This is a genomic window from Streptomyces stoeckheimensis, from assembly GCF_045822005.1.
Taxonomy (GTDB): Bacteria; Actinomycetota; Actinomycetes; order Streptomycetales; family Streptomycetaceae; genus Streptomyces; species Streptomyces stoeckheimensis.
The window spans coordinates 8,472,890-8,486,253 of record NZ_CP169550.1; the positions used below are offsets into that span (position 1 = coordinate 8,472,890).

Annotated in this window: 3 protein-coding genes; all 3 read left to right on the top strand. The window is 76.7% G+C overall.

Annotated elements, in window-relative coordinates:
• The first annotated feature begins 272 nt into the window (after positions 1–272).
• Genes ACE1OC_RS38440 through ACE1OC_RS38450 form a run of 3 tightly spaced genes read left to right on the top strand, consistent with a single transcriptional unit; the run spans position 273 to position 13,360 of the window.
• Entirely contained in the window at positions 273–8,111 is a 7,839-nt protein-coding gene (locus ACE1OC_RS38440) for an SDR family NAD(P)-dependent oxidoreductase (protein WP_407841814.1), read from the top strand.
• Positions 8,104–13,002, top strand: coding sequence for a beta-ketoacyl synthase N-terminal-like domain-containing protein (locus ACE1OC_RS38445; RefSeq protein WP_407840929.1), 4,899 nt, complete (start codon positions 8,104–8,106; stop codon positions 13,000–13,002). The genes ACE1OC_RS38440 and ACE1OC_RS38445 overlap by 8 nt, the downstream gene beginning before the upstream one ends.
• Positions 12,992–13,360, top strand: a complete 369-nt coding sequence (locus ACE1OC_RS38450) for an acyl carrier protein (protein WP_407840930.1) — start codon at positions 12,992–12,994, stop codon at positions 13,358–13,360. The genes ACE1OC_RS38445 and ACE1OC_RS38450 overlap by 11 nt, the downstream gene beginning before the upstream one ends.
• The last annotated feature ends 4 nt before the right edge of the window (positions 13,361–13,364 follow it).

Below are 13,364 nucleotides of genomic sequence, written 5' to 3' on the forward strand. Positions count from 1 at the left end.
TGGGGGAGGAGACAGCGCCGCCGAGGGAGAAGCCGGCGCCGCCGGGGGAGCGGAGCGAGCCGTCGGGCTCCGGGCGGCCCGAGCTGCCCGAGCGGCCCGAGCCGTCGGCTTCGGCCCGGCAGCCCGGGCGGCTCCGCGCCGGCGACCGTGACCTCGTCGTCGCGCTCAGCCCGTTCGAGGAGCCCAACCCGCGGATCGTCACCGCCGCCGAGCGCGCCGGCGCCCTGGGCCTGCTCGACCTCGGCCGGGACGCCGGGTCCGCGCGGCGCGCCATGGCCGAGATCGCCCGCCGCCTCGGAGCCGGCCGCTACGGGGTAAGGGTGCCCGCGGGCTGCCCCGTCACACCCGGGGAGCTGCCGGCCGAGGTGGACACCGTGCTGCTCGCCGACCCCGCACAGCACACCCCGGACGGGGTGGCCGGCTGGGCGGCCGCCGCCGGACGGCCCCGGGTGTGGGCCGAGATCACCGATCCGACCGAGGCCCTGGCCGCGACGGCCGCAGGGGTGGAGGCGCTCGTGGCCAAGGGGCACGAGGCGGGCGGCCGGGTGGGCGGAACCACCACCTTCGTGCTCCTCCAGCAGCTCCTCGCGGACCCCGCGTTCGGACTGCCCGTACGAGCCTACGGGGGGATCGGGCCGCACACCGCGGCCGCGGCCGTCGCGGGCGGAGCCGCCGGGGTGCTGGTCGACGTACAACTGGCCATCACGCCCGAGGGGGAAGCCGGGCTGCCCGCCGAAGTGGCCGCGGCCGTAAGGGCCATGGACGGCTCCGAGACCAGGCTGCTGCGGGGCCACCGGGTGTATGCGCGCCCCGACCTGACCCCGCCGCAGGGCCCGGTCGCCCCTCTGCTCGGTGCCCGGGACCTGCGCACGCAGCTGCTCCCGGTCGGGCAGGACGGGGCCTCGGCGGCCCGGCTGGCCGCCCGCCACCGGACGACCGGAGGCATCCTCCAAGGCATCCGGTCGGCCGTCGCGGGACACCTGGCGGCCGTCGTACGGGCCCGGCCGCTGGGGGGCGGCCACGGCCCGGGGCGACCGCTCCCGGTGGCGCAGGGGCCGATGACCCGGGTCAGCGACCAGGCGGCCTTCGCCGAAGCGGTGGCCGCCGGGGGCGGGGTCCCCTACCTGGCGCTCGCGGTCATGGAGGGGCCGGACGTGCGCCGGCTCCTCGCCGAGACCGCCGAACGGCTCGGGGAGCGGCCCTGGGGCGTGGGCATGCTCGGCTTCGCCCCGGCCGAGCTGCGGGCCGAGCAGCTCGAGGCCGTCGCCGAGGTGCGTCCGCCGTACGCGATCATCGCGGGCGGCACCCCGGGGCAGGCGGCCCCGCTGGAGGCCGCCGGAACCCGGACCCACCTGCACGTGCCCTCGCCGGGCCTGCTGGAGCGGTATCTCGCCGACGGGGCGCGGCGGTTCGTGTTCGAGGGGCTGGAATGCGGTGGCCACGTCGGGCCGCGCGCCTCGTTCCCGCTGTGGGAGGAGCAGATCGAGCTGCTGCTCTCCTGCCCCGAACCGGCCGCGCTGGACGTGCTCTTCGCCGGTGGGATCCACGACGCCCGCTCCGCCGCGATGGCCGCCGCCGCGGCGGCCCCGCTGGCCGAACGGGGCGCGCGCATCGGGGTGCTCATGGGCACCGCCTACCTGTTCACCGAGGAGGCGGTGGCGGCGGGCGCGGTCCTTCCCCGCTTCCAGCGGGCGGCGCTGGAGTGCGCGGACACCGTCCTGCTGCACACCGCACCCGGACACGCCACCCGCTGCGCGGTCACCCCCTACGTGGACACCTTCGAGGCCACCCGGCAGCGGCTCGCGGAGGGCGGCGCCGAGCCGCGCGAGGTGTGGGAGGAGCTGGAGCGGCTCAACCTGGGAAGGCTCCGGATCGCCAGCAAGGGACTGCGCCGCGGGGCCGAGGGCGACGGGCTGGAGTCCGTGGACGAGGAACAGCAGGGCTCCGAGGGGCTGTTCATGCTCGGGCAGGCCGCCACCCTGCGCTCCGGGACCACCACGGTCGCCGCCCTGCACGCCGAAGTCACCGAGGGTGCCACCGAGTTGCTCGACCGGCGGGCCCGGGAACTCGCCGGTCGGGCACCCGAGGGTGCTCAGGCGGCCGCGACGGGCGACGCCTGGGGCGTCGCGCGGCCCGATCCGCTCGACGTCGCCGTCGTCGGCATGGCCTGCGCCTACCCCGGCGCACCGGACCTCGCCGCCTACTGGGCGCGGATCCTGGACGGGAGCGACGCCGTGACCGAGGTCCCGGCCGAACGCTGGGATCCGGAGCTCCACTTCGATCCGGACCCGGCGCGGGCCGGGGAACGCACTCCGTCCCGCTGGGGCGGCTTCCTCGGCCCGATGCCCTTCGACGCCCTCGCGCACGGCATCCCGCCGGCCTCGCTGGCCGGGATCGAGCCAGTGCAGTTGTTCGCCCTGGAGATCTCGGCGCGGGCCCTGGCGGACGCCGGGTACGGCAAGGACCGGGAGTTCGACCGGTCCCGGACCTCGGTCGTGTTCGGCGCGGAGGCCGGCACCGAGCTGGCGGGCGCGTACGGGCTGCGCGCCCTGTACCCCGGATACCTGGGCGAGCTCCCTCCCGAACTGGACGAACAGCTCCCGCGGCTCACCGAGGACTCCTTCCCCGGGGTGCTCGCCAACGTCATAGCGGGCCGGGTCGCCAACCGGCTGGACCTCGGCGGCGCGAACTGCACCGTCGACGCCGCATGCGCCTCCTCGCTGGCCGCACTCGATCTCGCATGTCGCCAACTGCGCGACAAGGACAGCGACATGGTGCTGTGCGGTGGCGCCGACGTCCACAACGGCATCAACGACTACCTGCTGTTCTCCTCCGTCCGCGCGTTGTCGGCCGCGGGCCGCTGCCGTCCCTTCGACGCGGCCGCCGACGGGATCGCCCTCGGGGAGGGGGTGGGCGCGCTGGTGCTGAAGCGGCTCGCGGACGCGGAACGGGACGGCGACCGGGTGTACGCGGTGATCAAGGCGGTCGGAGCCGCCAGCGACGGACGCTCCCTCGGCCTGACCGCACCCCGGCCGGAGGGGCAGCGCAGGGCCCTGGACCGGGCCTACGCGCGGGCCGGGATCAGCCCCGCCGAAGTCGGCCTGATCGAGGCGCACGGCACCGGCACCGTGGTCGGCGACACCACCGAACTGTCCGTACTGACCTCCCTGTTCACCGAGTCGGGCGCCGCTCCCGGAGCCTGCGCGCTCGGGTCGGTGAAATCGCAGATCGGGCACACCAAGTGTGCGGCCGGGCTGGCCGGACTGATCAAGGCGGTCAGGGCGGTCCATTCGGGCGTGCGGCCGCCCACCCTGCACCTCGACGCACCGGTCCCCACCTGGAACGCGGAGAGCAGCCCCTTCACCTTCGACACCGGGGCCCGGCCGTGGGCGGTGCCCGCCGAGCGACGGATCGCCGGAGTGAGCGCCTTCGGCTTCGGCGGCACGAACTACCACGCGGTGCTGACCGGTTACGCGGGAGCCGAGGAGCCCCGGCACGGACTGGAGGAATGGCCGGCCGAACTGTTCTGCTTCCGCGGCGAGGACCGGCGCGCGGCGGGCCGGGCGATGGCGCGGCTGGCGGCCCGGCTGGAGGAGAACGACGCGGCCGGGCGCCCGTGGGCGCTGCGGGATCTCGCGGCCGAGGCGGCGGCAGGAACCGGCGCCGTACGGGTCGCGGTCGTGGCCGCCGACCTGGACGAGCTCGCGGCCCGGCTGGAGCGGGCGCGGGCCTTCACCCCGGGGGAGGGGGTCCACGTACGGGAGGAATCGGCGGAGCCCGGGCAGGTGGCCTTCCTCTTCCCGGGGCAGGGCAGTCAACGAGCGGGGATGTTCAGGGAGTTGTTCACCGCCTTCCCCCGGCTGCGGGAACTCCTCGACACGGCGCCGAGCGCCGTGGTCTCCGCGATGTTCCCCCCGGCGGCCTTCACCGCGCAGGGGCGGACCGCCCAGCGGGCAGCGGTCACCGACACCCGGGTCGCCCAGCCGGCGCTCGGGCTGGCGGGCTCGGCGGCGCACCTGCTGTTGGGGGAGTTGGGCGTACGCCCGGACTGCGTTGCCGGGCACTCGTACGGAGAGCTCACCGCACTGTGGGCGGCGGGGGTGTGGGACCAGGAGAGCCTGCTCCGGCTGAGCGCGCGCCGGGCCGAAGCCATCGTCACGGCCGCCGGTACGGACCCGGGCTCGATGGCGGCGGTGACGGCCGCACCGGAAGAGGTGCGGGAGATCGCCGCACGGGCCGGGTGCGTGATCGCGAACCACAACGCACCCCGGCAGTGCGTGATTTCGGGGCCGGCCGCCGCCGTGGCCGAGGCGGTGGCCGCCCTGCGGGACGCGGGACTGTCGGCGTCCCCGCTCCCCGTCGCCTGCGCCTTCCACAGCGAGGTCGTGGCGGGGGCGGCCACGGCCCTGGCCGAGGAACTCGCCGGGACGGAACTGGCCGACGCGGCCGTCCCGGTCTGGTCGAACACGACGGCCGGCCCGTACCCGGCGACCGCCGACGCGGTACGGGACCTGGTGGCCCGCCAGGTCGCCGAGCCGGTCCGGTTCGTGGAGCAGGTGGAGCACATGTACGCGGCCGGAGTACGGACCTTCGTGGAGGCCGGGCCGGGCCGTGTCCTGTCCGGCCTGGTCGGCCGGATCCTGCGCGAGCGGCCGCACACGGTGGTGCCGCTGGACGTGCCGGGCGAGCACGGGCTGCTCCGCCTGATCACGGCGCTGGCGGAACTGGCGGCTGCGGGCGTGCCGGTGGCGCCGGAGGCCCTGTTCCGCGGCCGCACCCGCCGGCTCCCCGAGCGCGCTCCGCGCCGCCCGGGCTGGCTGGTCGACGGCCACCTGGTCCGCACCAGGGACGGCAACCCCGTCCCCGGCGGCCTCCGCCCGGCCCGCCGGGTCCACGTCGCGGTATCCGAAGGAAAGGGAGCCCACCAGATGACACAGCCGATGAACGGCACCGAACCGGTGAAGGGCGCAGGCGGCCCGGGGGCCGTTGGGAACGGGGCGCCCGACGCGTGGGGCTCGGCCGGGAGCATCGCCCAGGACGGGGCCCCGGTGGCCGGACACGAGAACGGCCGCTTCGTGAGCAACGGGCACGGCGCGGCCCCGGGCGCGGGCGGGCCGTGGCTGCCGGGGGCGGGCGCCGGTGTGGGATCCGCGGTGGGTGCGGGTTCCGGTGCCGCGGGGAGCGCGGGCGGCGGGCTCGCGGAGCCGGGGAGCGGGGGTCAGGCCTGGGGAGGGCGCCGGTTGCCCGGCGGGGGCCCTGGTGTGGGTTCCGGTCCGCTGGGGGGCTCGACGGGCGGGCCCGGGGACGCGTTGAACGGCCGTTCCGGGCTTCCGGTGGCCGGTTCCGTCGGCCTGGGTGGGGACGGCCGACAGCTCCGGACCGCGAACGGCGCCCCGGGCAGGGGCCTCGAGCCGCTGTCGGGCCCGCCCGCGTGGGCGGGCGCGCGCTCCGGCCACCCGACCGAGCACGCTGCGCCTGCTCCGGCCGACCGTCGCGAGGAGGTGGTCCTGGAGTACCTACGGGGCTCGCGCGAACTGGTACAGGCGCAGCGGGACGTGATGATCGGCTACCTGGCCTCGACGGCGCCGCCTTGGACCGGATCCGACCCGGCCGTACTCGGGTTCCGCGCTGTCACCGGCCCGGCCGCCGCGATCCAGCCCTCCGCCTCTGGCGCCCTCCACGGCCACGAGGGACCGCAGGGCGTGTGGGTGGCCTCGGACCGAGTCGTCGGGCAGGGGTTCGCGGGCCCGCAGGGTGCGGGGGGCGCCGATGGGGCCTGGTCCGGGGCCGCGGTGGGTGCGGATCCCGGTGTCGGCGCCGGGGACGCAGGTCCCTGGCCGACGGCCGCCGAAGGCGCGGCTTGGGGTGCCGGACTGCCCGGCGGTCCCGGGGCGTTCGCGGACGCAGCCGCTCCGTATGCGCGGGCGGAGTCCGGGCCTGACGGCGCCGCCCTGGCCGGAGGCGCCGACACCTCCTGGTCGGCCGCCCACGGCGGGGGCGCGGCCCCTGCCGTGGGCGGAACCGGACCGTGGCCGGCCCACGTCGGGGCTGCCGACACCGGGATCCCGGGTTCCGGGATGCCCGGTGGGACGGCCCCGGGCGGCGCGACGTCCGGTGGTGCGTTCCCGGGCTCCGGGTTCCCTGGCGGCGTGGCCGCAGATGCGGGGATGCCCGGTGGTGCGGCCTCGGGGGTGGGGATGCCCGGTGGTGCGGCCGCAGGTGCAGGGGTGCCTGCCGGGGTGGTCTCGGGGGGTGGTCTGCCCGGGGGGACTGGCCGTGGGGGTGTGGGCGGTAGCGGGGGCGCGGGGCTCGGGGGGCCGCGGTCCCCCGAGGAGGTGATGGACGTGATCGTGGAGATCGTCCACACCCGGACCGGGTACCCGCGGGACATGCTCGCTCCCGAGCTGGACCTGGAGGCGGACCTGTCCATCGACTCCATCAAGCGGGTCGAGATCATCGGCGCCCTGGCCGACCGGATCGGTCTGCCCCAGGACCCGGGCGGCTCCGCCGAGTCCGCGATCGAGGAGCTCTCCCGGATCAAGACCCTGCGCGGCATCGTGGACTGGGTCTCCGGCCACACCGTCCGCCCCGAGGCCCCCGCCGCCGAAGCGGTGGCCGTGGCAACGGTCCCGCCCGCGCTCGACCGCCTCCGGGTGGACCTGCAGGGGCTGCCGCCCGCCCCCGGGGACCCGGAGACCCTGCGGGGTCTGCGGATCGGGGTCGTCGGGGACCTCGGAGACGGCCAGGGCGTCGGGCCCGCGGTCGCAGACGCCCTCCGGGCCCGGGGGGTGGACGTACGGCAACTGGCCGCAGCCGACGCCGGGTTCGATGCCGTCCTCGACCTGTCCGCCCTGCGGCCGGGAACGTCGCCCGTCCTGCCCGAGGCCTTTCCCGGGCTGCAACGGGCCCTCACCGGCGGTGTGCACCGGCTCCTCCTGGTCACCGCCCGGGGCGAGGCCGCCGGAGCGGGAGTGCACGGCTTCGCCCGCAGCGCCTCCCTCGAGTACCCCGGCCGGCTGATCCGCGCCGTGGAAGTCCACTCCAAGGAGGACCCCGAGCGGATCGCGGCGCAGCTCCTCGCCGAGCTGAGCTGCGAAATCGCCGAACCCGCCGAACCGGCCGACGGCACTCCGCCCGTGGAGGCGACGCTCGCCTCCGTCGTCTACACCGCCGACGGCCTACGGGTCACCCCCCGGCCGGTCCCCGCACCGCTCGTCCCCGGCGACGGGACACCGCCCCTCGACGCGGGCTCGGTGGTCCTGCTCACCGGTGGGGCCCGCGGGATCACCGCACGGACCGCCCTGGCCCTGGCCACGGCCACCGGATGCCACGTAGAGCTCATGGGACGTACCCCGCAACCAGCCGCCGAGGCGGATGAGTTCGCGCACGCCACCGACCGGGTCGCCCTGCGCGCGGCGCTGATCGCCACCGGCCTGCGCACCCCCGCGGAGATCGAGGCCGCGGCCTCGCGGATCCTCGCCGAGCGCGAGGTGCGGGCCACCCTGGCCGCACTCGCGACCGTGGCCGCGTCCGTCGGCTACCACTGCGCGGACGTCACGGACGAGCAGGCGGTACGAGCCGTCGTGGCCGCCGTACGGGCCCGCCACGGCCGGCTGGACGGGATCGTGCACGGAGCCGGGACCCTGAGCGACGGACTGCTCCGGGACAAGCAACCGGCCGCCTTCGCCGAGGTGTTCAGCACGAAGGTGGCCGGAGCCCGCCACCTCGCCGCCGCGGCGGCCGAGCACGGCGCGGCGCCCGCGCCCCGCTTCCTCGCCCTGTTCGGCAGCGTGGCGGGCGTGTACGGAAACCGGGGCCAGACCGACTACGCCGCGGCCAACGACGCCCTCGACGGCCTCGCGCACCTCTGGGCGGAGAACTTCCCGGGCCGGGTGCTGTCCGTCGACTGGGGTCCCTGGGCCGCAGAGGCGGGCGGGATGGTCAGCCCCGAACTGGCGCGCGCGTACACCCGCCGCGGCATTCCGCTCATCGCCCCGGGCGAGGGCGGCGCGGCGTTCCTCGCCGAACTCGCGCACGGGACCGACGTACAGGTGGTCCTGATGGCGGCTGAGGGGCACGAGGGGCACGAGGGGAGTGAGCGGCGTGGCTGACCGCCATCGACAGGACCAGGCGCCGGGCCAGGGCCAGGGCCGGCCGCAGGGCCAGGACCGGCGGCGGCATCACCGCGGCCCGCGGCCCACCGATGCGGCCATCGTCGGGATGGGCGCCGTGTTCCCGGGCGCCGCCGACCTCGCCGCGTACCGCCGCAACCTCCTCGCCGGCACGGACTGCATAGGCGACGTCCCGCCCGGGCGGTGGGACCCCGAGGTGTACTACGACCCGGACGGCGCCACCGGACCGGTCTCCGGCGACCGGTTCTACTGCCGGCGCGGGGGGTTCGTGGACGGGCTCGCCGCCTTCGACCCGACCCGGTTCGGCATCATGCCGGCCACCGTGGAAGGCGCCGAACCGGACCAGATGCTCGCCCTGCAGGCCACGGCCGAGGCCATCGCCGACGCGGGGGGCGAAAGCCGCCTCCCGGCCGACCGCTCGCGGATCGGCATCGTGCTGGGGCGCGGCGGGTTCATGGGTGTGGCCACCGCCCGGCTAGACCAACGCGTGCGGACCGCGCACCAGTTGGCGCACACCCTGCGAGAGCTCGCGCCCGAACTCGACGAGCGGCGGATCGCCGAGGTGCGCTCCGCCTTCCAGGATGCCCTGGGGCCCGAACGGCCCGACGCGTCGATCGGACTCGTACCGAGCTTCACGGCTGCCCGGACCGCCAACCGGCTCGACTTCCACGGACCGGCCTACACCCTGGACGCGGCCTGCGCGTCCTCCCTGCTGGCGGTCGACCAGGCGGTGGGGCTGCTGGCCGGCGGGCGCTGCGACGTGGTGGTCGCCGGGGCCGTGCACCACTGCCACATCGCCACCCTGTGGAGCGTCTTCACGCAGCTGCGCGCCCTGAGCCCCAGCGAGCGGATCCGGCCCTTCGACCGGCGCGCCGACGGAACTCTGCTGTCCGAGGGCACCGGCGTGGTGCTGCTGAAGCGGCTGGCCGACGCGGAGCGCGACGGCGACCGGATCTACGCGGTGATCCGCGGTACCGGCGTGGCCGGGGACGGCAGGGCGGCGAGCCTGATGAGCCCGCTCGTCGCGGGCCAGGTACGGGCGCTGGAGCGGGCCTGGCGGGAGGCCGGTCTCGATCCGCAGGCGCCCGGCGCCCTCGGACTACTGGAGGCGCACGGGACCGGGACCCCGGTGGGAGATGCCGCCGAACTGGACACCCTGGCCCAGGTGTTCGGACCGCTCGCGGGCGGCGGAACCGGGCCCGGGATCGAGACCGCTCTGGAAGCCGGGAACGCGATCGGCTTCGGCTCCGTGAAGTCGATGCTCGGCCACACCATGCAGGCCTCCGGCATGGCCGGGCTGATCAAGGCCGCACTCGCGGTGCACGAGGGGGTGCTGCCGCCGACCCTGCACCTGGAGGAACCGCACCCCGGTCTGGCCCGGACCCGGATGCGGCCGGTGACGACGGCCCTGCCGTGGGAACGCGGGCCGGCGCCGCGCCGCGCCGGGGTGAACGCCTTCGGCTTCGGCGGCATCAACGCCCACGTGGTGCTCGAGGAAGCTCCCGGCGCCGCGCGCCGCGCCGCGTCCTCGAACCGGACGGCGCCCGCCCGACCGGCAGCCGCCCGACCGGCGCCCGCGCCCGTACGCCGCTTCCTGCCCCTGGGGGACCAGCCCGCGCCGGTGGGAGCGCCCGCACGGGAGGAGATGCTGCTGCTGGCCGCCTCCGACGCGGCGGAGCTGGCGGACCGCCTGGCGTCCGGCCCCCCGGTGTCCGGCGGCGACGGGCCCTGCCGGCTCGCGGTCGTCGGTCCCACGCCCCAGCGGCTCGCGCTGGCCGCGAAGGTCGTGGCGCGCGGCCGGGCGTGGCGGGGGCGAGGGGAGGTGTGGTTCACGCCCGCGCCGCTGGGCGGCCGGCTGGCGTTCCTGTTCCCGGGCCTGGAGCCGGAGTTCGCCCCGGCGCTGGACGACGTGGCGGACCGGCTCGGGCTGGAGCGGCCCCGGCTGACCGGGGGCGAGGAGCTGACGGAACGGGCCCTGGACGCCATCGCGACGGGCCGCTTCCTCGCCCGGGCCCTGCCCGAAGTCGGCATCCGGGCCGAAGTGCTGGCGGGTCACAGCCTGGGGGAGTGGGCGGCGATGGTGACCGCCGGGATGTACCGGCAGGAGGCGGCCGACACCTTCCTGGACTCGCTGCGCCCCGGATCGGTGAAGGTGCCGGACCTGGTCTACGCGGCGCTGGGATGCGGCACCCGCCGGGCGGAGGCCGCGCTGCACGGACTGGACGGGGTGGTGGTCAGTCACGACAACTGCCCCCACCAGTCGGTGGTCTGCGGTGATCGCGCCGAAGTGTCCACGGTCCTCGAACGGTTGAAGGCCGAGGGCGTCCTCGGCCAGGAACTCCCCTTCCGCTCCGGCTTCCACACCCCCATGTGGGAGCCCTACCTCGGACAGGTCCGCGCCGCCTTCGCCCGACTGCCGCTCCAGCCCGGCACCTTGCCCGTCTGGTCGGCGACCACCTGCGCGCCGTTCCCTCCGGAGCCCGAGGCGGTGCGCGAGCTCGTGGTCCGCCATCTGCTGGAGCCGGTCCGGTTCCGGGAGCTGACGCTCCGGCTGTACGAGGACGCGGGCGTCCGCGGCTTCGTCACGCTGGGCCCGGGAAGCCTCCCGGGCTTCATCGAGGACACGCTGCGCGATCGCCCCCACCTCGCGGTGGCGGCTTCCTCGCCCCGGCTCACCGGGCTCGCCGCCCTGCGGCGCACCTGCGCCGCCCTGTGGACCGAAGGGCACGCACCGCGCTGGGACCGGCTGGCCCCCGGCGCGCCGGAAGGTCCCGACCGGGCAGCCGCCGGACCGCCGGCAGCGCCCAGGGTCGGGCGCAGCGTGCTCCTGGACCTCGGCTCGCCGCTGGTCCGCCTCGGCGAGGCCGCACGCACCACCCTCACCGGCCTCCTCCCCCAGGCCACCACCCGGCCGGCCACTCCCACCACCCCGTCGGCACCCGTGCCGCCCCCGTGGGCTCCCGCCGCCTCGACCCCGGCGGCCTCGCCCGCGCCGACCCCGTGGGTTCCCGGCGCCTCGACCCCGGCGGCCTCCGCCGCCACTACCCCTGTCGCCCCGCCCACCCCTGCCCCGCCTACCCCCGTCCCGCGCCCCCCGGTGGCCGCGGGCCCCCGGCCGGTCCTGCTCTCCGCCCTGGACGCGGCCCCCGCCGGAGCACCGGCCGAGCCGCGCACCGCGCCGCAGAGCAAGCCGCACACCGAGCCGCGCACCGCGAAGCAGCCCGTGCCGGAGCCCGACGCCCGCCCCGACGCCCGCCCCGGTGCCCGGGCCGGGAGCCACACCCTGCACCTCTCCCTCGCCGCGCTGCCCTACGTACGGGACCACTGCGTCTACCTGCAGCCCGAGGGCTGGCCGGAGGACTCCGACCGGTTCCCCGTCGTCCCCATGACGACCACGCTGGAGCTGGCGGCCGAAGCCGCGCTGCGGAACGCACCGCCGGGCCTGGCCGTCGTCGGCTACGAACGCGTACGGGCCCTGCGCTGGCTCCCCGTGGAGCCGGCCCTCGACGTGGAGGTCACCGTACGGCCCGCCGGACCGGGCCGCGTGCGCGTCACCCTCGGGGAGTACGCCGACGTGTTCGTCCTGCTCGGCGAGCGCTACGACGCCCTGCCCGGCCCCGACACCACCCCGCTGCGCGAACCCCGGCCGGCCCCCGTCAGCGCCGAGGCCCTCTACCGGGACCGGTGGATGTTCCACGGCCCCCGCTTCGCCGGGGTGCACGAGGTGCGGGCCGTCGCCGCGGACGGCATCCGCGGCGTGCTGCGGGCACTGCCCGACCCGGGGGCCCTGCTCGATGCCGCCGGGCAGCTCTTCGGGCACTGGATGCAGCTGAACCTCCCCGTGGACCGGCTGGTGTTCCCGGCCACCGTGGACGGCATCCGCTTCTCGGGGCCGCCGCCCGCCCCGTACGAGCTCGTCGGGGCCACGGCCCGGATCCGCGAGGTCCGCGAGGTCACCGTGCGCGGCGACATCGAGCTGCTGCGCGCGGACGGCCGGGTCTGGGCCCGGATCGACGGCTGGACGTACCGCCGCTTCGGCGCCGACGAGCGGGTCTGGCCGATGAAGTTCACCCCGGAGGTCTGCGGCATCGGCGAACCCCGACCCGAGGGCTGGTGCCTGGCCCGGCGCCGCTGGACCGACCCCGCCTCGCAGGAGCTGGTCATGCGCCGCTACCTCGGCGCCGCCGAGCGCGCGGCCTACGAGCGGCTCGCGCCGCGCGCCCGGGCGCCCTGGCTGCTGGGCCGGATCGCCGCCAAGGACGCGCTGCGCCACCTGCTCTGGGACGGCGGAGCCGGACCGGTCTTCCCGGCCGAGGTGCCGATCGGCAACGACCCGGCCGGGCGGCCCCTCGCCGGGGGAGCCCTGGCCGGGGGAGTCCGCCTGACGATCGCCCACAAGGACCGGATCGCCGTCGCCCTCGCCCACCCCGATCTGCCCGTCGGCATCGACGTGGAGCAGGTGACCACCGACCCGGACGCGCTCATCCGCATCGCCCTGGCACCGGGCGAACTCGGCCTCGCCGAGCGGCTTTCGGCCCGGGAGGGCACCGGACTGCCGGCCGCGCTCACCGCCCTCTGGTGCGCCAAGGAGGCGGCGGCCAAGGCCGCCGGGACCGGACTCGGAGGCCGCCCGCGCGACTGGCGGACCACCGGCGACCCGGACTCCGGCGAACTGCGCGTGCTCTCCCCGGACGGGCACCCGTACCCGGTCCGCACCACCCTGCTCGCGGACTCGCCACTCGACCACCCCGACCACCGTGGCCGGCCCGGCCACACCGGCCAACCCGGCCACGTCGTCGCCTGGACCGACCGGCCGGCGACCCCGTCCCCCGTCCCCTTTTATCTCACGGAGACCAGTCATGGCAGCTGACATCCTCGCCGAGATCACCGGCATGCTCGTGGAGATCGTCGGTGACGAGCACCTCCTCGCGGACGAGGTCACGATGAAGACGACGTTCAACGAGGACCTCGCCCTGGAGAGCATCGAATTCGTCGCCCTCGCCGAACTCCTCCACCACCGCTACGGCGCAGGCGTCGACCTGATGGGCTTCCTGTCCGAGAAGGACATGGACGACATCCTCGCCATGTCCGTGGGCGAACTCGTCGCACACATCGGCCGGATCACCCATGCCTCGCTCACCCACACCCCCCTCACCCACACCCCCCTCACCCACACCCCCCTCACCCGCGCCTCGGCGGGAGCCGCCGCGACCGGATCGGACGGCTGATCCC

Coding starts and splice junctions, on each gene's coding strand:
- ACE1OC_RS38440 (WP_407841814.1), top strand. CDS start 273: ATGGCCGAGATCGCCCGCCGCCTCGGAGCCGGCCGCTACGGGGTAAGG.
- ACE1OC_RS38450 (WP_407840930.1), top strand. CDS start 12,992: ATGGCAGCTGACATCCTCGCCGAGATCACCGGCATGCTCGTGGAGATC.